15 protein-coding genes are annotated in these 17,059 nt (G+C 70.8%); 11 read left to right on the top strand and 4 right to left on the bottom strand.

Annotation, left to right across the window (positions count from 1 at the left end):
* Positions 1 to 61: 61 nt before the first annotated feature.
* A complete protein-coding gene (locus tag QFW81_RS09820) occupies positions 62 to 1,219 on the top strand; it encodes an isovaleryl-CoA dehydrogenase (protein WP_280578590.1) in 1,158 nt (385 codons plus the stop codon).
* A gap of 322 nt (positions 1,220 to 1,541) precedes the next feature.
* Here QFW81_RS09820 and QFW81_RS09815 read toward each other — a convergent pair whose 3' ends face one another.
* The gene (locus QFW81_RS09815; protein ID WP_280578588.1) at positions 1,542 to 4,400 is read right to left on the bottom strand and encodes an autotransporter serine protease; all 2,859 of its coding nucleotides are present in this window, start codon (positions 4,398 to 4,400) and stop codon (positions 1,542 to 1,544) included.
* Between the two features lie 152 nt (positions 4,401 to 4,552).
* Here QFW81_RS09815 and QFW81_RS09810 point away from each other — a divergent pair, with 152 nt between their 5' ends.
* The 7 genes from QFW81_RS09810 to QFW81_RS09780 all read left to right on the top strand — a co-directional run bounded on the left by QFW81_RS09810 (position 4,553) and on the right by QFW81_RS09780 (position 10,988).
* Positions 4,553 to 5,725, top strand: coding sequence for a thiolase family protein (locus QFW81_RS09810; RefSeq protein WP_280578586.1), 1,173 nt, complete (start codon positions 4,553 to 4,555; stop codon positions 5,723 to 5,725).
* Positions 5,726 to 5,866: 141 nt separating this feature from the next.
* Positions 5,867 to 6,202, top strand: a complete 336-nt coding sequence (locus QFW81_RS09805) for a hypothetical protein (protein WP_280578584.1) — start codon at positions 5,867 to 5,869, stop codon at positions 6,200 to 6,202.
* Positions 6,203 to 6,362: 160 nt separating this feature from the next.
* Positions 6,363 to 6,701 (top strand): hypothetical protein, encoded by a 339-nt coding sequence (locus tag QFW81_RS09800; protein ID WP_280578582.1) that lies wholly within the window; start codon positions 6,363 to 6,365, stop codon positions 6,699 to 6,701.
* Positions 6,702 to 6,846: 145 nt separating this feature from the next.
* Entirely contained in the window at positions 6,847 to 8,454 is a 1,608-nt protein-coding gene (locus QFW81_RS09795) for a carboxyl transferase domain-containing protein (RefSeq protein ID WP_280578580.1), read from the top strand.
* A 63-nt stretch (positions 8,455 to 8,517) separates the two neighbouring features.
* On the top strand, positions 8,518 to 9,846 hold the full coding sequence (locus QFW81_RS09790) for a family 8 glycosyl hydrolase (RefSeq protein ID WP_280578579.1): 1,329 nt from the start codon (positions 8,518 to 8,520) through the stop codon (positions 9,844 to 9,846).
* 168 nt (positions 9,847 to 10,014) lie between these two features.
* Positions 10,015 to 10,584: a bactofilin family protein gene (locus tag QFW81_RS09785; protein ID WP_280578577.1), complete on the top strand. Its 570-nt coding sequence runs from the start codon at positions 10,015 to 10,017 to the stop codon at positions 10,582 to 10,584.
* An 8-nt stretch (positions 10,585 to 10,592) separates the two neighbouring features.
* Positions 10,593 to 10,988: a hypothetical protein gene (locus tag QFW81_RS09780; RefSeq protein WP_280578575.1), complete on the top strand. Its 396-nt coding sequence runs from the start codon at positions 10,593 to 10,595 to the stop codon at positions 10,986 to 10,988.
* A gap of 308 nt (positions 10,989 to 11,296) precedes the next feature.
* Here QFW81_RS09780 and QFW81_RS09775 read toward each other — a convergent pair whose 3' ends face one another.
* Genes QFW81_RS09775 through QFW81_RS09765 form a run of 3 tightly spaced genes read right to left on the bottom strand, consistent with a single transcriptional unit; the run spans position 11,297 to position 13,638 of the window.
* Entirely contained in the window at positions 11,297 to 11,530 is a 234-nt protein-coding gene (locus QFW81_RS09775) for a DUF6587 family protein (RefSeq protein WP_280578573.1), read from the bottom strand.
* Positions 11,531 to 11,533: 3 nt separating this feature from the next.
* On the bottom strand, positions 11,534 to 13,405 hold the full coding sequence (gene feoB, locus QFW81_RS09770) for a ferrous iron transporter B (RefSeq protein ID WP_280578572.1): 1,872 nt from the start codon (positions 13,403 to 13,405) through the stop codon (positions 11,534 to 11,536).
* Complete coding sequence (locus QFW81_RS09765) at positions 13,402 to 13,638, bottom strand: FeoA family protein (RefSeq protein WP_280578570.1); 237 nt, start codon at positions 13,636 to 13,638, stop codon at positions 13,402 to 13,404. Before QFW81_RS09765 ends, feoB begins: the two co-directional genes overlap by 4 nt.
* A gap of 148 nt (positions 13,639 to 13,786) precedes the next feature.
* Here QFW81_RS09765 and QFW81_RS09760 point away from each other — a divergent pair, with 148 nt between their 5' ends.
* The 3 genes from QFW81_RS09760 to QFW81_RS09750 are packed head-to-tail and all read left to right on the top strand — an operon-like array spanning position 13,787 to position 17,056.
* Positions 13,787 to 14,590 (top strand): enoyl-CoA hydratase-related protein, encoded by an 804-nt coding sequence (locus QFW81_RS09760; RefSeq protein WP_280578569.1) that lies wholly within the window; start codon positions 13,787 to 13,789, stop codon positions 14,588 to 14,590.
* 55 nt (positions 14,591 to 14,645) lie between these two features.
* Positions 14,646 to 15,050, top strand: coding sequence for an endonuclease domain-containing protein (locus QFW81_RS09755; RefSeq protein ID WP_280578567.1), 405 nt, complete (start codon positions 14,646 to 14,648; stop codon positions 15,048 to 15,050).
* 5 nt (positions 15,051 to 15,055) lie between these two features.
* Positions 15,056 to 17,056 carry an acetyl/propionyl/methylcrotonyl-CoA carboxylase subunit alpha gene (locus tag QFW81_RS09750; protein ID WP_280578566.1) on the top strand — a complete coding sequence of 667 codons (2,001 nt, stop codon included), beginning with the start codon at positions 15,056 to 15,058 and terminating at the stop codon, positions 17,054 to 17,056.
* Positions 17,057 to 17,059: the final 3 nt, after the last annotated feature.

The following is a 17,059-nucleotide window of genomic DNA, read 5'->3' as shown; positions in this document are numbered from 1 at the left end:
GTGAACCCGGCAGGGCGGCGGCGCGTTGTAGCATGTGAAACCAATCCAGACGGAGCGCGGCATGCGGACTTTCCCCCTCGGCGAGGACATCGACAGCCTGCGCGAGGCGGTGCGCCGCTTCGCCGATGCGGAAATCGCGCCGCGCGCGGCCGCGATCGACGAGGACAACGCGTTTCCGCAGGAGCTGTGGCAGAAGCTCGGCGAGCTGGGGCTGCTGGGCATGACCGTGCCGGGCGAGTTCGGCGGCAGCGAGATGGGGTACCTCGCGCACCTGGTGGCGATGGAGGAGATCTCGCGCGCGTCCGGCTCCGTGGGCCTGAGCTACGGCGCGCACTCCAACCTGTGCGTGTCCAACCTGTACGCCAACGGCAACCAGGCGCAGCGCGAAAAATACCTGCCGAAGCTGTGCAGCGGCGAATGGAAGGGCGCGCTGGCGATGAGCGAGCCGGGCGCCGGCTCGGACGTGGTCGGCTCGATGGTCTGCCGCGCCGAACTCAAGGGCGACACCTGGATCGCCAACGGCAACAAGATGTGGATCACCAACGGTCCCGAGGCCGACGTGCTGGTGGTCTACATGCGCACCGCCAGCCGCGAACTCGGCAGCAAGTGCATGACCGCCTTCATCGTCGAGAAGGGCTTCAAGGGATTTTCCACCGCGCAGAAGCTCGACAAGCTCGGCATGCGCGGCTCCAACACCTGCGAGCTGGTGTTCGAGGACTGCGAGATCCCCGCGGAGAACGTGCTGGGCGAGGTCAACAACGGCGTCAAGGTGCTGATGAGCGGGCTCAATACCGAGCGCCTCGTGCTCACCGGCGGGCCGCTGGGGCTGATGCAGTCCGCGCTCGACATCGCCCTGCCCTACGTGCGCGACCGGCGCCAGTTCGGCCAGCCGATCGGCAGCTTCGGCATCATGCAGGCCAAGATCGCCGACATGTACACCCAGCTGCAGTCCTCGCGCGCGTTCGCCTACCAGGTGGCGCGCGACTACGACGCCGGCCACCGTTCGCGCATCGATGCCGCGAGCTGCCTGCTGCATGCGAGCGAAGCCGCGGTGCAGGTGGCGCTGGAGGCGATCCAGGCGCTGGGCGGCAACGGCTACATCAACGAGTACGCCACCGGGCGGATCCTGCGCGACGCCAAGCTCTACGCGATCGGCGCCGGCACCAACGAGATCCGCCGCATGCTGATCGGCCGCGAGCTGTTCGCCGGCAACCACTGACCCGGCGCAGCGCGGCGCCTGGCCACGATCGCAGGACCGGCATTTCGTTCCTCCGGTCATCCAGAGCGCAGCGACTTTCGTAGCCCGGGTAAGCGAAGCGCACCCGGGAAAGCCACCTCTCGTCGCAGCCGACCCCACATCCCGGATGCGGCCTACGGCCTTATCCGGGCTGCGTGGTGGTGCCGGTGCACTCGCCGGGATTTCTCCCTTCGGTCGAGATGACAGGAAGAGGGTCGAACTGACGGAGTGGGTCGGAATGAAAAGGGGACATCCGCGAGGCACGCGAACGCCGGCGCGGACGCCCGCGCCGCGCTCCGTGCATTCAGAACCCGATCGTGTAGCGCACCGAACCCATGCGCTCGTCGCCACGCGGGCCGAAGCGCTGGTCGACGCCGAGCGAGAGCCACGCGCGTCGGCCCAGCGGCGCTTCGAGGCCGAAGCCGAACAACCCGCCGGAGCGTGCGGCATCGGCCAGCGGCAGCGGCGACCAGCTATCGAGGCCCACGAAGCTGGCGTCGATGTCGAATCCACTCGCGGCCAGCGTCTGCTGCCATTCCGAGTACGCGTGCAGGCGTGCGCCGCGCCAGTGGAACCCTGCGCGCAGGCCGGCGGTGGCCTGGGTGCGCTGGAACGTCGCCGCCTGCGTGCGCAGGGCGTAACCGCTGCCCCATTCCTCGAAACCGTCGTGCGAGACGCGCACGTGGTCGGCGCCCACATACGGGGTCACCTGCCAGTCGCCCAGGTGCAGCTGGCGACCGGCTTCGAGCCCCAGGCTGGATACGTCGCCGGCGTAGCCGGTGAACACGCCCGCACGCGCATCTTCGCCCGCGAACAGATGGCGCTCGATGTCGCGGTCGAAGCGGCCGGTGCTGGCCTGCGCAAGCGCATAGCCGCTCGCCGACACCCGACCGACGTACAGCGCGGCCTGGGTCTGCCGGTCGCGGCTGCGGTCGCGGTTGCCGCCGACCCAGTCGTCGGCGCGGGTTTCGCCGAACGCGAAGCCGGCCAGCAGCCCGTCGCCGAGCGCGAGATCGCGGCCCAGCATCCAGCCGTCGAGCTGGAAGCCGCCGCCGGCCATGCCCGGCCCCTCGCCGCGTGCGCTCAGCGACTGCGTCCACGCGCCTGCACCCACGAGTCCCGGCTGCAGCGTGCCCACGCGCGCGGACAGCGCCCGCCGCCCCATGTCCGCCGCATCGAAGGTGAGCGTGGTGGCGAGCGCATGCGACTCGCCGGACAGGCTGTCGAGCGCGGCGACGGCGGTGGTCTCGTCGCCCAGCCGCTGGAATGCACCCGCGACACGGCGGAACTCGCTGTCGACGGCGCCGACGCGTCCCGCCGCGTCGTGTGCGTCGATCGCATCGAACGCGGCTTCCACGCGCTGCGCGGCCGACACGCCCGCGGGCCGGATACGCGCCAGCGACTTCGCCGCGGAGGCGACGTCGAGGCGTTCGATGTCGAGCCAGAGTCGGGCGGGTTCGTAGTCCAGGCTGCCCTGCAGGAATAGCGACGATGCCCAGGTCAGCCGCTCGAACTCGCCGGTCAGGCTCCCTGCCTCGATCACGAGCTCCCGGCTCGTGGCCGTATAGCCCGGCTTCACCCCCATGACATGCAGGTCGCCGCCTTCGATGCGGACAGTCCCGCTCACCCCGAGCACCTGCCCCAGGTCGAACGCGAGCGTCGCATCGTCGCGATGGCGGTAGTCGCCCTCGATCGAGGTGAACTCGCGATTCGCGCCCTGGCCGATGACGTCCAGTCGACCGGCATTGTCGAGGTTGCCGACCAGGCTGACGTCCAGCACGTTGGCACCGATCGCATACGTGCCCGCAGCATCCACCCGCACATCGCCGCGCACCGTGCGCTCGGCGCGCAGGGTGCCTGCCCGTACGCGGACACCCCCCGAGTTGGACATGTTCGCGTCCACGACCAGGGTGCCGGTTCCATCCTTGATCAGGGACCCCTGGCCGGAGATGTCGTTGCTCCAGACGGATGTCAAGCCATCGAAATCGGCCGTGACATCGCCCCAGTCCAGCCGCGCCGGCCCGCGCACGGCGGCCTCGACGTCGACCGCGCCATGGCCGAACACCGCGTCCACGCCCGGCGCACCGATGTCGGTCGCGGTGCCGAGCAGGGTCTGGCGCACCAGGTCGTTGTCGAAATACGGGAAGGCCTCCCACACCAGCGCGGCGGCGCCGGACACGATCGGCGCGGCAAAGGAGGTGCCCGACCAGCGCCAGTACTCGGGATCATCCGGCGGGTCGTCGGTGCCGGTCACGGTCACCGTGCCCGGGGCCGCGAGGCAGTAGTCCATCGCGACGCCACAGGCGTTGGAGTAGTCGGCCAGCTGCGTCGGGGATTCGGCGTCCAGCGCCGCCACCGCCAGCCAGCCGCGTTCGAGGTCCGCGGCCGGCCGGGTGCCGCCGGTGCCGGCCTGGCTCGGCAGGGCCGACATGTCCGACGGGTCGTCGAAGCCGGAATTGCCGGCGGAAAACACCACCAGGCCGTCGTTGTCGACGATGAAGGGCCGGTACTCGGCCGCGATTTCCGCGGTGGCGGCCGGGTTGGTCCAGTACAGGCCGCCCCAGGAGTTGTTCATAATCCGCACGTCGCGTGCGATCAGGTCGTCGTGGATCGGCGCCAGGCCGAGCGCGCCGTCGACTTCGTTGCCCTCGCCGCTGCCGTCGTCCTCGGGCGGCTCGTCGCTGATGATCCGCGCCGAGACGATCTCCGCGCCCGGCGCCACGCCTCCGGGCCATTGCCCGAAGGCCTGCCCGGCGATGATCTGCGCCACCGCGGTGCCGTGGCCGACGACATCGTCGACGGACAGGTCGTTCGCGTTCGGGTCGATGTAGCTCAGGTTGGCGACCACCTGCCCGGCCAGCGCCGGATGGTCGCGGTTGACGCCGCTGTCGATCACGCCGATGCGGACGCCCTCGCCGGTCCAGCCGGCTTCCTGCGCAGCATCGGCGCCGGTCCAGGTCAGGTGGTGGCTGAAATCGGGATTCGGGGTCTCGACCACGGGCGGCCCCGGCGGCGGCGTCTCCGGTGGCAGGATGGGCGGCGGCGCCAATGGCGGCGGATCGGGTCGCGTCGCGCCCCCGCCGCCACCGCAGGCGCCCAGCGCCAGCCCGATCCACAGCGCCATCGTCAGCCGCGATACGGCTCCCACGTTCCGCTTCGACATCCCCGCCTCCATTGCCTGCCCCGCGCCGTCCACGGCGCACTCGCGGACTCTACACGCGCCCGGCGGCCGCTGCGCCGCGGCCGGCGCTCCCGTTTGCCGGCACCGGTCACGAACGCGATAATCCAGGACCCCACGCATCCCCGGAGTGTCCCGTGAGCGACGTCGTCATCGTCGGTGCCAAGCGCACCGCCATCGGTTCCATGCTCGGCCAGTTCACCGGCGTGCCGACGCCCACCCTTGGCGCGGCCGCGATCCGCGGCGCGCTCGACCACGCCGGGGTCAAGGGCGAGGACGTCTCCGAGGTGATCATGGGCTGCGTGCTGCCCGCCAACCTCGGCCAGGCGCCGGCGCGCCAGGCCGCGCTCGCTGCCGGGCTGCCGAAGGCCACCGGCTGCACCACGATCAACAAGGTCTGCGGTTCGGGCATGAAGGCGATCATGCTCGGCCACGACCTGATCAAGGCCGGGTCGGCCAGCGTGGTGGTCGCCGGCGGCATGGAGTCGATGACCAACGCCCCGCACATGGTCTCGGCGCGCCCCGGCCTGCGCTACGGTGATGCCAAGCTGGTCGACCACATGGCGTGGGACGGGCTGACCAACCCCTACGACGGCCAGTCGATGGGCGTGTTCGCCGAGGCCACCGCCGACAAGTACGGTTTCACCCGCGAGGAGCAGGACGCCTACACGATCGAGTCGGTCAAGCGCGCGCAGGCGGCGATCGCCTCGGGCGCGTTCAAGGACGAGATCGTCCCGGTCAAGGTCGCCACCCGCAAGGGTGAGGTCGAGGTCGACACCGACGAGCAGCCGGGCAAGTCCGACATCGCCAAGATCCCGACCCTGCGCGCGGCCTTCCGCAAGGACGGCACGGTGACCGCCGCCAGCTCCTCGAGCATCTCCGACGGCGCCGCCGCGACCGTGCTGATGAGCGCCGAACATGCGGCGAAGCTGGGGCTGGAAGCGGTTGCACGCATCGTCGGCCACGCCACCTTCTCGCAGGAGCCGGAATGGTTCACCACCGCGCCGGTGAGTGCGATCCGCAACCTGCTCGACAAGCTCGGCTGGTCGGTCGGGGACGTCGACGTGTTCGAGGTCAATGAAGCGTTTTCAGTGGTCGCCATGGCGCCCATCCGCGAGCTCGGCATCCCCCACGACAAGATCAACGTCAACGGCGGTGCGACCGCGCTGGGCCATCCCATCGGCGCCAGTGGCGCGCGCCTGGTGGTGACCTTGCTGCACGCCCTGCGGGCGCGTGGCGGCAAGCGCGGGGTCGCCGCCCTGTGCATCGGTGGGGGCGAGGCGACCGCGGTCGCGGTCGAGCTCGTCTGAGCCCGGGAAGGGGCCCGCGGTTAACGGAGTTTTGACGAAAATTCCACGGCGGCCCCGCTTGACAGGGTTCACGGGCTTGTCATCATTGATGCGGCGCGCAATCTTGCGCGTTCTCCACCTTTCAGACGAGGAAGATTCAATATGACCATCAACAAGGCTCTGCTCGCGCTGGCCCTGGGCTTCGCCCTGGCCGCCTGCAGCAACCAGCAGCAGGCCGAGAACGCCGCTGCCGACGCCGCCGACGCCGCTGCCGATGCCGCGACCGAAGCCACCGAGGCTGCCGGCACCGCGACCGAAGCGACCGCCCAGACTGCCGCCGACGAAGCCGCTGCCGCCGCTGACGCTGCTGCCGACGCCGCTGCCGACGCTGCCGCCGCCACCACGTCCGAGGCTGCCGACGCGGCTGCCGACACGGCCGAGAACATGGAAGACGCGGCGCAGGACGCCGAGGACGCCGCCGAAGAAGCCAACCCGTGATCTGACGGGTCTTCCCAGGCTGTCCAGGAAAGCCGCCGGTCCGCCGGCGGCTTTTCTTTTATTTGAACATCCGTTTCTGCACAATGCCGCCGCGGCCACGGGGAGTCCGAGGCCGGACGCGACATCAGACAGTCCCTCCCTTGCCTTCGGAGACACCATCTTGAACACCAAGCTCATCGCCATCGCCGCCGCCAGCGTGCTCGCCCTGGCCGCCTGCAAGAACACCGCCGAGGGCGCCGCGGAAGACACCGCCGCCGCCGCTGCCGCCACCGAGCAGGCTGCCGCCGACGCCGCCGCCGCTACCGAGCAGGCCGCTGCCGAAGCCGCTGCCGCCACCGAGCAGGCCGCCGCCGAAGCCGACGCTGCCATGGACCAGGCCGCGGCCGAAGCCGATGCCGCCATGGACAACGCCGCCGACGCCACCAAGGAAGCCACGGCCGATGCCGCGGGCGCCGTGAGCGACGCCGCTGCGGAAGTCGAGGAAGACGCGCGCGACTGATTCCGCGCGCAGTGCAGTCCCGGACAGGCCCGCCTCGCGCGGGCCTGTTTTCGTTTGGAGGCACGCTCGTTGCGTCCATGCCGCCGGCGGGCGGCGGCGCGCGTGGTCACGTATCCTCTGCGCTCCTCTTGCAGCGCGCCCGACGATGACGGTCCTGACCACGCAGCTCGATCCCCGTTCGCAGGCCTTTCTCGACAACGCGGCCTGGCACCGCGGACTCGTCGAGGAACTCGACCGGCGCCTGGCGCGCGCGGCCGACGGTGGTGGCGCGCACGCGCGCGAACGCCACGCGGGGCGCGGCAAGCTGCTCGCACGCGAGCGCATCACGGCCCTGCTCGATCCGGGGTCGCCGTTCCTGGAGATCGCGCCGCTCGCCGCCGAGGACATGTACGACGGCGACGCGCCGGCCGCGGGCATGGTCTGCGGCGTCGGCCGGGTGATGGGCACCGAGGTGGTGGTCGTCGCCAATGACGCGACCGTCAAGGGCGGCACGTATTTCCCGATGACGGTGAAGAAGCACCTGCGCGCGCAGGAGATCGCGCGCGAGAACCACCTGCCCTGCGTGTACCTGGTGGACTCCGGCGGTGCGTTCCTGCCGCTGCAGGACGAGGTCTTCCCGGACCGCGAACATTTCGGCCGCATCTTCTACAACCAGGCGCGCCTGTCCGCGGAGAACATCCCCCAGGTCGCGGTGGTGATGGGCAGCTGCACCGCCGGCGGCGCCTACGTGCCGGCGATGTGCGACGAGAGCGTGATCGTGAAGGAACAGGGCACGATCTTCCTCGGCGGCCCGCCGCTGGTGAAGGCGGCCACCGGCGAGGTGGTCGATGCCGAGGCGCTGGGCGGCGCGGACGTGCACACCAGCGTGTCGGGGGTCGCCGACCACTTCGCCGAGGACGATCGCCACGCGCTGGAAATCGCACGCGGCATCGTCGGGCACTTCAACCGGCGCAAGGTGCTGCCGGTGGCGGTGCGCGAGCCGCGCGAACCGCTGTACGCGGCGAACGAGCTGTACGGCATCGTGCCGAAGGACACGCGCCGGCCGTTCGACATCCGCGAGGTGATCGCGCGCATCACCGACGGCAGCGAGCTCGACGAGTTCAAGGCGCGCTACGGCAAGACCCTGGTCACCGGCTTCGCGCACCTGCACGGCTATCCGGTCGGCATCGTCGCCAACAACGGCATCCTGTTCGCCGAGAGCGCGCTCAAGGGCGCGCACTTCATCGAGCTGTGCAACCAGCGCGGCATCCCGCTGGTGTTCCTGCAGAACATCACCGGCTTCATGGTCGGCCGCAAGTACGAGAACGCCGGCATCGCCAAGGACGGCGCGAAGATGGTCACCGCCGTCGCGTGCTCGAGCGTGCCGAAGTTCACCGTGGTCATCGGCGGCAGCTTCGGCGCCGGCAACTACGCGATGTGCGGCCGCGCCTACGGCGCGCGCTTCCTGTGGATGTGGCCGAACGCGCGCATCAGCGTGATGGGCGGCGAACAGGCGGCGAGCGTGCTGGCGACGGTGCGCCGCGACGGCATCGAGGGCAAGGGCGGCCAGTGGAGCGCGGAGGACGAGGAAGCCTTCAAGGCGCCGATCCGCGAGCAGTACGAATCCCAGGGCAGCCCGTGGTATGCGACCGCGCGGCTGTGGGACGACGGCATCATCGATCCGGCCGACACCCGGCGCGTGCTGGGGCTGGGAATCTCCGCCTCGCTCAATGCGCCGATCGAGCCGGCGAAGTTCGGCGTGTTCCGGATGTAACCACCCGCGCGCGGGCGCTGAGCTCTGCTACCTTCGCGGGCCCGCCATCTTTCGCGCCCGCCCATGCCGCATCCGCGCGCCTTCCACGCCGCCTTCGCTGCGTTTCTCGTCGCCTCCATCCTCGGCGCGTGCAGCGCGGCACCCTCGGGCCTCGTCTCACGCCCGGGCGATGGCCCGGCCGTCGATGCAGCCACCGGCGCGGCGGTGACCGGCCGCTACGCGGATCTGTTCGCCGAAGCGGGCTACCCACGCGACGGGATCGACGCGAAGATCGAATCCGCGTTCGCGCAGCTCTTCCACGGTGACCCGGAGCACGAGGCGGTGTACTACGACGCCGGACGCAACGCCGACGGCCCGCTGGCCTACATCCTCGACGTCAACAACGACGACGTGCGCTCGGAAGGCATGTCGTACGGGATGATGATCGCCGTGCAGCTGGACCGGAAGCGCGAGTTCGACGCGCTGTGGAACTGGGCGATGACCCACACCTACCACGCCGATCCGGCGCATCCGGCGCACGGCTACTTCGCCTGGTCGGTGAAGGCCGACGGCACCGCGATCGACGAGATGCCGGCGCCCGACGGCGAGGAGTACTTCATCACCGCGCTGTATTTCGCCTCCGCGCGGTGGGGCGATGGCGAAGGCCTGTACGACTACCGCGCGCACGCCGACCGCATCCTGCACGACGTGCTGCATCGCGAACCCGTCACCGGCCCGACCAACCGCGGCGAGATGACGGCCACCAACCTGTTCGACCGCGACGCGAAGATGGTGCGCTTCACCCCCGACGTGGTGAACGCCGCGCACACCGATGCCTCCTACCACCTGCCGGCGTTCTACGAAGTCTGGGCCCGCGTGGGGCCGGAGGCCGACCGCGGGTTCTGGCGCGAGGCCGCGCGCACCAGCCGCGACTATTTCGCCAGGGCCGCGCATCCGCGCACCGGGCTGACGTCGGACTACGGCAACTTCGACGGCACGCCTTGGGCCGCATCGTGGCATCCGGGTTCGGCGGATTTCCGCTACGACGCCTGGCGCAGCGCGATGAACTGGTCGGTGGACTGGTCGTGGTGGCGCGCGGACCCGCGCCAGGTCGAACTGTCGAACCGGCTGCAGGCGTTCTTCGCCGCGCAGGGCATGGACGGTTACCAGAGCCTGTACACGCTCGACGGGACCCCGCTCGGCGGCGGCCTGACCACGGGACTGGTGGCGATGAACGCGGTCGCGGCGCTGGCGGCCGACCATCCGCGACGACTGGACTTCGTGCGGGCGCTGTGGGAGCGGCCGGCGCCCACCGGTCAGCACCGCTATTACGACGGCATGCTGTACATGATGGCGCTGCTCCACGCCGGCGGCCGCTTCCGCGCCTGGTGGCCCGAGGGTGCCGCGCCGTGACGCGGGCGCAGGAAGCTGCTCAACAACGCGCGGCAAGTGATTGCCACGCAACGGATTCGGTGAGGTGCGTCACAGCGTGAAGGTAGTGTGCACGTGCTAGGCTCCGGGGCTCCCCTGTATGGCCGGCGTCTTCCGGCCATCCCTGCCCAGCCCCGAGGACTCCGCGCCATGGCCATCTTCAACAGCCCGCAGAACAACGCCACCGCCCGCAAGGACCAGCCCTCCTTCGCATCGGATACGCCTGCCGCCACGCCTCCGTCGCGCGAGTCGAACGCGGTGGCCGATTTCAGCCCCAGCCAGGTCGCGCCGCCGCGCGCCGCCGCGCCCGCCCCGGCACCCGAGCCGGTGGCCAAGGAATCGCTGATCGCCGCCGACCTGACCATCGAAGGCAAGATCGAAGGCAGCGGCCATGTCCGCATCGCCGGCAAGTTCAAGGGCGACGTCAACGTGCAGGGCAACCTGCGGATCGAGGACGGTGCCCGTCTCAACGGCGGCGTCAAGGCGCGCCAGGTAGTGGTCGCGGGCGAACTGGACGGCAACATCCAGTCGGCCGAGAAGGTCGAGCTGCTGCCCTCGGCGGTGCTGACCGGCGACGTCAAGGCCGGCTCGATGACGGTCGCGGCCGGTTCCAAGATCCGTGGCCACGTCGAGTGCGGCTGGGACGCGTCCGAGTCCGCCGCGCCACGCCGCAACGGCAAGGCCGCCGAGGCCGCGGAGCCCGCCGAACGCGCGTCCTGAGCTCCGGCGTGAGCACGCCGAAGCCCGGCATGGCGGGTGCCACGCGCACCTGCCCCCATTGCAAGACGACGATCCTCGAGAGTTCGAGCATCTGTCCTGCGTGCAAGCATTACCTGCGCTTCGACTCCCCGCGCGCGGCGCCCGGCGCCGCGCCGGCGGCCAGCACCACCGCGCTGCAGGTGGAGGGCATGATCCGGCATCCGTCCGAGGGCGGGGCCTGGGAATACTCGGTGCTGCTGACCGTGCGCGACGACGAGGGCAAGGAGATCGCGCGCCACCTCGTGGGCGTGGGCGCGATGCTGGCCGGCGAGGAACGCACCTTCAATCTCTCGGTCGAGGTCACCCCGACCAGCGACATGCGCCGGCCGGTGCGGTCGCCCAACAAGCGCGGCGTGCGGCACTGAGGCGACGCGCGGGCGCGGTCGCGCGGTTCGACACAATCGCCTGGCTTGAGCGCGGCGCGGGCGTCTGCGAATCGTCAATCTTTCCGGGCGTTCGTCCCGGATGCGGCCCTTGGCCTTATCCGGGCTACGCGCCCGGCACGGCGTCGCCATCGTGCTCGATCAGTATCGTGGGGTGACTGCACCGCTTGGGCCGTACGCGCACCGCCTTCCGTAGCCCGGATAAGGCCGAAGGCCGCATCCGGGACGCCTGGACACGCGTGTACACGCGCGGCGGACGACGGAATCCCGGATGCGATCTTGTCCGACGCTCAGCCGCAGCCGTTGCAGCCGCCGCAGGCGTCGTCGCGATGCAGTGGCGCGGGAGCCACGCGCTGGCCCAGCGCGTGCATCCAGCGCGGCCGGCCATCGCGCACCAGCGGCACGGCGAGCGCGATCCGCATCCGGCGGATACCATCCGGAAACTGCCGCCGGGCGACGAACCAGGCGCTGTACGCGGCCACGGCCGCCACGACCAGGTACTGCAGCAGCAGGCCGGTTTCCATGGTTCAGCCCGCCCCCAGCGCCACCGCGACCTGGTAGGTCAGCAGCGAGGCCAGGTAGGCCAGCGCGAACAGGCCCGCCGCGTTCGCGGCCATGATCCGCCAGGAGTTGGTCTCGCGCTTGATCGTCGCCCAGGTGGAGAGGCACTGCGGCGCGTAGATGAACCACACCAGCAGCGACAGCCCGGTCGCGAGCGACCAGCCGTCGGTGATGATGGGCGTGAGCGCCTGCGCCGCGGCCTCGTCGTCGGCGGCCGACAGCGCGTAGACCGTCGCCAGCGACGACACCGCCACCTCGCGCGCCGCCAGTCCGGGGATCAGCGCGATGCAGATCTGCCAGTTGAATCCGAGCGGCGCGAACACGACGGCCAGCGCATGGCCGATGCGTCCGGCCAGGCTGTAGTCGATCGCGGGCATCGTCGCGTCCGGCGGCGGTGCCGGCACGTTCAGCAGCACCCACAGCAGCACGGTGAGCGCGAAGATGATCCCGCCCACCCGCTTGAGGAAGATCATGCCGCGCTCGTACAGGCCGATGGCGAGGTCGCGCGGATGCGGCACGCGGTACGACGGGAGTTCCAGCAGCAGCGCGTGCTCGGAGGTGTCGCGCCGCCAGCGCTTCATCACGAACGACACCACCAGCGCGCTGGCGATGCCCGCGACGTAGAGGCCGAACAGCACCAGCCCCTGCAGGCCGATCGGCCCCCAGACCGTGCGCGCGGGGATGAAGGCGCCGATGAGCAGCGCGTACACCGGCAGGCGCGCCGAGCAGGTCATCAACGGCGCGACCATGATCGTCGCCAGCCGGTCACGCGGATCCTGGATCGAACGCGTGGCCATGATCCCGGGAATCGCGCAGGCGAAGCTCGACAGCAGCGGGATGAACGAGCGCCCCGACAGCCCCGCGCCCTTCATCAGCCGGTCCAGCAGGAACGCCGCGCGCGGCAGGTAGCCGCTCTCCTCCAGCGCCAGGATGAAGGCGAACAGCACCAGGATCTGCGGCAGGAAGATGATCACACCGCCCAGCCCGGCGATCACGCCGTCCACCAGCAGGCTGTTGAGCGGGCCTTGGGGCAGCGCGCCGCCGACGGCCCCGCCGAGCCAGCCAGTGCCGGCGTCGATCAGGTCCATCACCGGCGTCGCCCAGGCATACACGGCCTGGAAGATCAGGAACATCACCAGCGCCAGCGCCACCAGACCGAACACCGGGTGCAGCAGCCAGCGATCGAGGGCGTCGTCGATGCGGGCAGTGCGGCGCGGCATGCGGACGGCCACGTCGATCAGGCGCCGGGTCTCGGCGTGCAGGTCGGGGGCGCCTCCGTCCGCCCCGCCACGCGCAACCGGCGGCACCGGCATGCGGTCCAGGCGATCGAGCAGCGCCTGCGCGCCATGGTGCCTGACCGCGACGGTCTCCACCACGGGAATGGCGAGTTCGCGCTCCAGCGCCTCCAGATCCACCGTGATGCCGCGGCGCCGGGCGACGTCGATCATGTTCACCGCCAGCACCATCGGCCGGCCCAGCGAGCGCAGTTCGAGCGCGAAGCGCAGGTGCAGGCGCAGGTTGGTGGCGTCGACCACGCACACCAGCAGGTCAGGGGCCGGCTCGCCGGGATAGAAGCCGCGGCAGACGTCGCGCGTGATCGCCTCGTCCAGACTAGCCGGCTGCAGGCTATAGGTGCCCGGCAGGTCGAGCAGCACGTACTGCCGGCCCTCGGCGCCGTGAAAGCGACCCTCCTTGCGTTCGACCGTGACCCCGGCGTAGTTGGCGACCTTCTGCCGGCTGCCGGTGAGCAGGTTGAACAGCGCCGTCTTGCCGCAGTTGGGATTGCCGACCAGCGCCAGGCGCCAGGGCTGCGCTTCTGCGGCCGCCTGCGCGGTCATGGCGTCACCACGCGGACCCGCGCGGCTTCGATCCGGCGCAGTGCGAAACGGGTGTAGCCGACCTGCACCAGGATCGGGTCGCCGCCGAAGGGGGCGTGCGACACCACCTCCACGGCTTCGCCGGCCACGAAACCGAGCTCGCGCAGGCGACGGGCGATGACGTCGTTCTCGCCACGGGCATCGACGGCCTCGACGGTGGACGGGGTGCGGCGCGGCAGATCGGCAAGCGTCACGGTGGCACCTTGAATACGAATAGTTCTCATCTTAGCAGCGGAGGCCGCCGCCCGGCAGTGCCGCGCCGGCGTGAAGCGCCGCGACGGCAGCCGGCCCGGTCGTGGTCGCGGGCTATCATCCGGGGCCATGTCCCCTGCCGGAACGCTCATGCCGGAGCCGCTGTCGATCCACCACGCCGATGCCGTGCTGCGCCTGCGGCTGGAGCGCCCCGACCTGCACAACGCGTTCGACGCCGCCCTGATCGCGCAGCTGACCGAGGCGCTGGGCAGTGCGGCCGGCGATCCCGGGGTGCGCGTGGTCGTGATCGAAGGCGCGGGCAAGTCGTTTTCCGCCGGCGCCGACCTGAACTGGATGCGCGGCATGGCCGCCGCCAGCGAGGCCGACAACCGCGAGGACGCGCTCGCCCTCGCCCGCCTCATGCGCACGCTGGACGAGCTGCCGAAGCCGACCGTCGCCCGCGTGCACGGCGCGGCGTTCGGCGGCGGCGTGGGCCTGGTCGCCTGCTGCGACATCGCGATCGGCGTGCCGCAGGCGAGCTTCGGCCTGACCGAGAGTCGGCTCGGCCTGCTGCCGGCCGTGATCTCGCCCTACGTGGTGGCCGCGATCGGCCCGCGCCAGGCGCGGCGCTGGTTCGCGACCGCCGAGGTGTTCGACGCCGCGCAGGCGCTGCGCATCGGGCTGCTGCACGAGGTGGTCGAGGCCGACGCACTGGACACGGCAGTGGACCGCCAGGTGGCGCTGCTGCTCAAGGCCGGGCCGGTCGCGTCCGCGGCGGCCAAGCGGCTGGTGCGGGAGGTCGCGCTGCAGCCCGACCGCGACCTGCTCGACCATTCCAACGCGCGCCTGATCGCCGCGCTGCGCGTCTCCCCGGAAGGCCAGGAGGGCCTGTCGGCCTTCCTCGACAAACGCGCGCCGGCCTGGAGTGCGGCAGGACGAGGTGGTTCGGCGTGAACCCTCCCCTTCAAGGGGAGGGCTGGGTGGGGATGGTGTTCAGGGAGGAACATCGATGCAGGGACAGACCAATCGCAAGATCATTCGAGGCAGACTGCAGCGGAAGCTGCGCAATGAGGCGACCGATGCGGAACGCAGGCTCTGGCAGTACCTCCGCGACCGTCAGCTCAACGATTGCAAGTTCCGCCGCCAGCATCCGTACGGGAACTTCATTCTGGATTTCGCATGCCTCGAAAGAAGAATCGCAATCGAACTGGATGGCGGCCAGCACGCGGAAACCGCGCTTGCCGACGCCGAACGGACCAGGGTTCTCGGCGATGCGGGCTGGAAGGTCATCCGGTTCTGGAACAACGAAGTGTTCGACAATACCGAGGGAGTCGTCGAAGTGATCATTGCCGCGTTGCAGGCCCACGCTCCGGAACCATCCCCACCCCACCCTCCCCTTGAAGGGGAGGGCTGAAGCGCATGTTCGACACGATCCTGATCGCCAACCGCGGCGAGATCGCCTGCCGGGTGATCCGCACCGCGCGCCGGCTCGGCATCCGCACGGTGGCGGTGTACTCCGAGGCCGATGCCGATGCGCAGCACGTGCGCCTGGCCGACGAAGCCTGGCCGATCGGCGGGCCGCGCCCGGCGGAGAGCTACCTGCGCGGCGATGCGATCCTCGAGGTCGCCGCGCGCAGCGGCGCGCAGGCGATCCACCCCGGCTACGGCTTCCTCAGCGAGAACGCCGACTTCGCCGACGCGGTGGAGGCCGCAGGCCTGGTCTTCATCGGGCCGAAGGCGGCGTCGATGCGCAAGATGGGCAGCAAGGCCGGCGCCAAGGAACTGATGCAGGCGGCCGGCGTGCCGGTGGTCCCCGGCTACACCGGGGAGGACCAGTCGCACGCCACGCTGTCACGCGAGGCGGCGCGGATCGGCTTCCCGCTGATGATCAAGGCCGCCCACGGCGGCGGCGGCAAGGGCATGCGCATCGTGCGCGCGCTGGACGAGTTCCTGCCGAATCTCGAAAGCTGCCAGCGCGAAGCCGCCAACGCCTTCGGCCGCGACCGGGTGCTGCTGGAGCGCTACATCCAGTCGCCGCGCCACATCGAGATCCAGGTGTTCGGCGACGCGCACGGCAACGTCATCCATCTCAACGAACGCGAGTGTTCCGCGCAGCGCCGTTACCAGAAGGTGCTGGAGGAAGCGCCCTCGCCGTTCCTGACCCCGGAACTGCGCACGGCGATGGGCGAGGCCGCGGTGCTGGCGGCGCGCGCGATCGATTACGCCAACGCCGGCACGGTCGAATTCATCGTCGACCCCGAGGGCGGGTTCTACTTCATGGAAATCAATACCCGGCTGCAGGTGGAGCACCCGGTCACCGAGCTGACCACCGGGCTGGACCTGGTGGAATGGCAGCTGCGGGTGGCCGCCGGTGCGCCGTTGCCGCTGGCGCAGGAGGACGTGCGCTGCCACGGCCATGCGATCGAGGTGCGGCTGTACGCCGAGGATCCCGACGCCGGCTTCCTCCCGGGTTCCGGCCGGCTGCAGCGGCTGGAGCTGCCCGACGCCTCGGAACACGTGCGCGTCGATGCCGGCGTGGTCGAGGGCGATACGGTCACGATCTTCTACGACCCGATGATCGCCAAGCTCGTCGTCCACGACGCCGACCGTCCGCGCGCCCTCGCCCGCCTGCGCGAGGCGCTGGCGCAGTGCGTGATCGAGGGCCCGAAGTCCAACATCGGGTTCCTGGAAGCGCTGGTGCGGCATCCGGCGGTGGTCGAGGGCCGCATCGACACCGGCTACCTCGACCGCCACCTGGACGAGTTCATCGCCGGCCCGGACGCGTCCGACGATCCTTCGCTGCTGTTCGCCGCGGCCACGGCCGCGCTGCTGCGGCAGGAACACGACCAGCGCGACGTGGCGGCGGCCTCGGGCGATCCGGGTTCGCCGTGGGCGCTGGCGGACGGCTGGCGCCTGGGCCACGCCGGCCAGCGGCCGCTGGCGTTCCAGCATCGCGACGCCCGCATCGAACTGCTGGCCCAGGGGCATGCCGGACGCTACCGGATCGCGCACGGCAGCCGGGTCGCGGCGATCGAGGGGGCGCGCCTGTCCGGCGACGCGCTCTCGCTACGTATGGACGACAGGGGCCTGCGTGTGCGCGTGTCGCTGCAGCCCGGGCGGGTGGACGTGCACGATGGCGAGCGCCGGCTGACGCTGCGGCCGCTGGCGGTGTACCGCCACGAGGGCACGGGCCAGGCAGAGGGAGACGACCGCGTGCGTGCGCCGATGCCGGGCCGCGTGGTGGCGCTGCGCGTCGCCGCCGGCGACCGGGTGGAACGGGGACAGGAGCTGGCGGTGATCGAGGCGATGAAGATGGAGCTGGCCCTGAAGGCGCCGCGCGACGGCACCGTCGGCGAGCTGCGCGCAGGCGTCGGCGACTTCGTCGAAGCCGACAGCGTGCTGGTCGTGCTGGAGGACTGACGT

This window comes from Luteimonas kalidii (assembly GCF_029887935.1).
GTDB classification, from domain to species: Bacteria; Pseudomonadota; Gammaproteobacteria; order Xanthomonadales; family Xanthomonadaceae; genus Luteimonas; species Luteimonas kalidii.
This window is presented reverse-complemented; position numbering and strand designations above follow the sequence as displayed.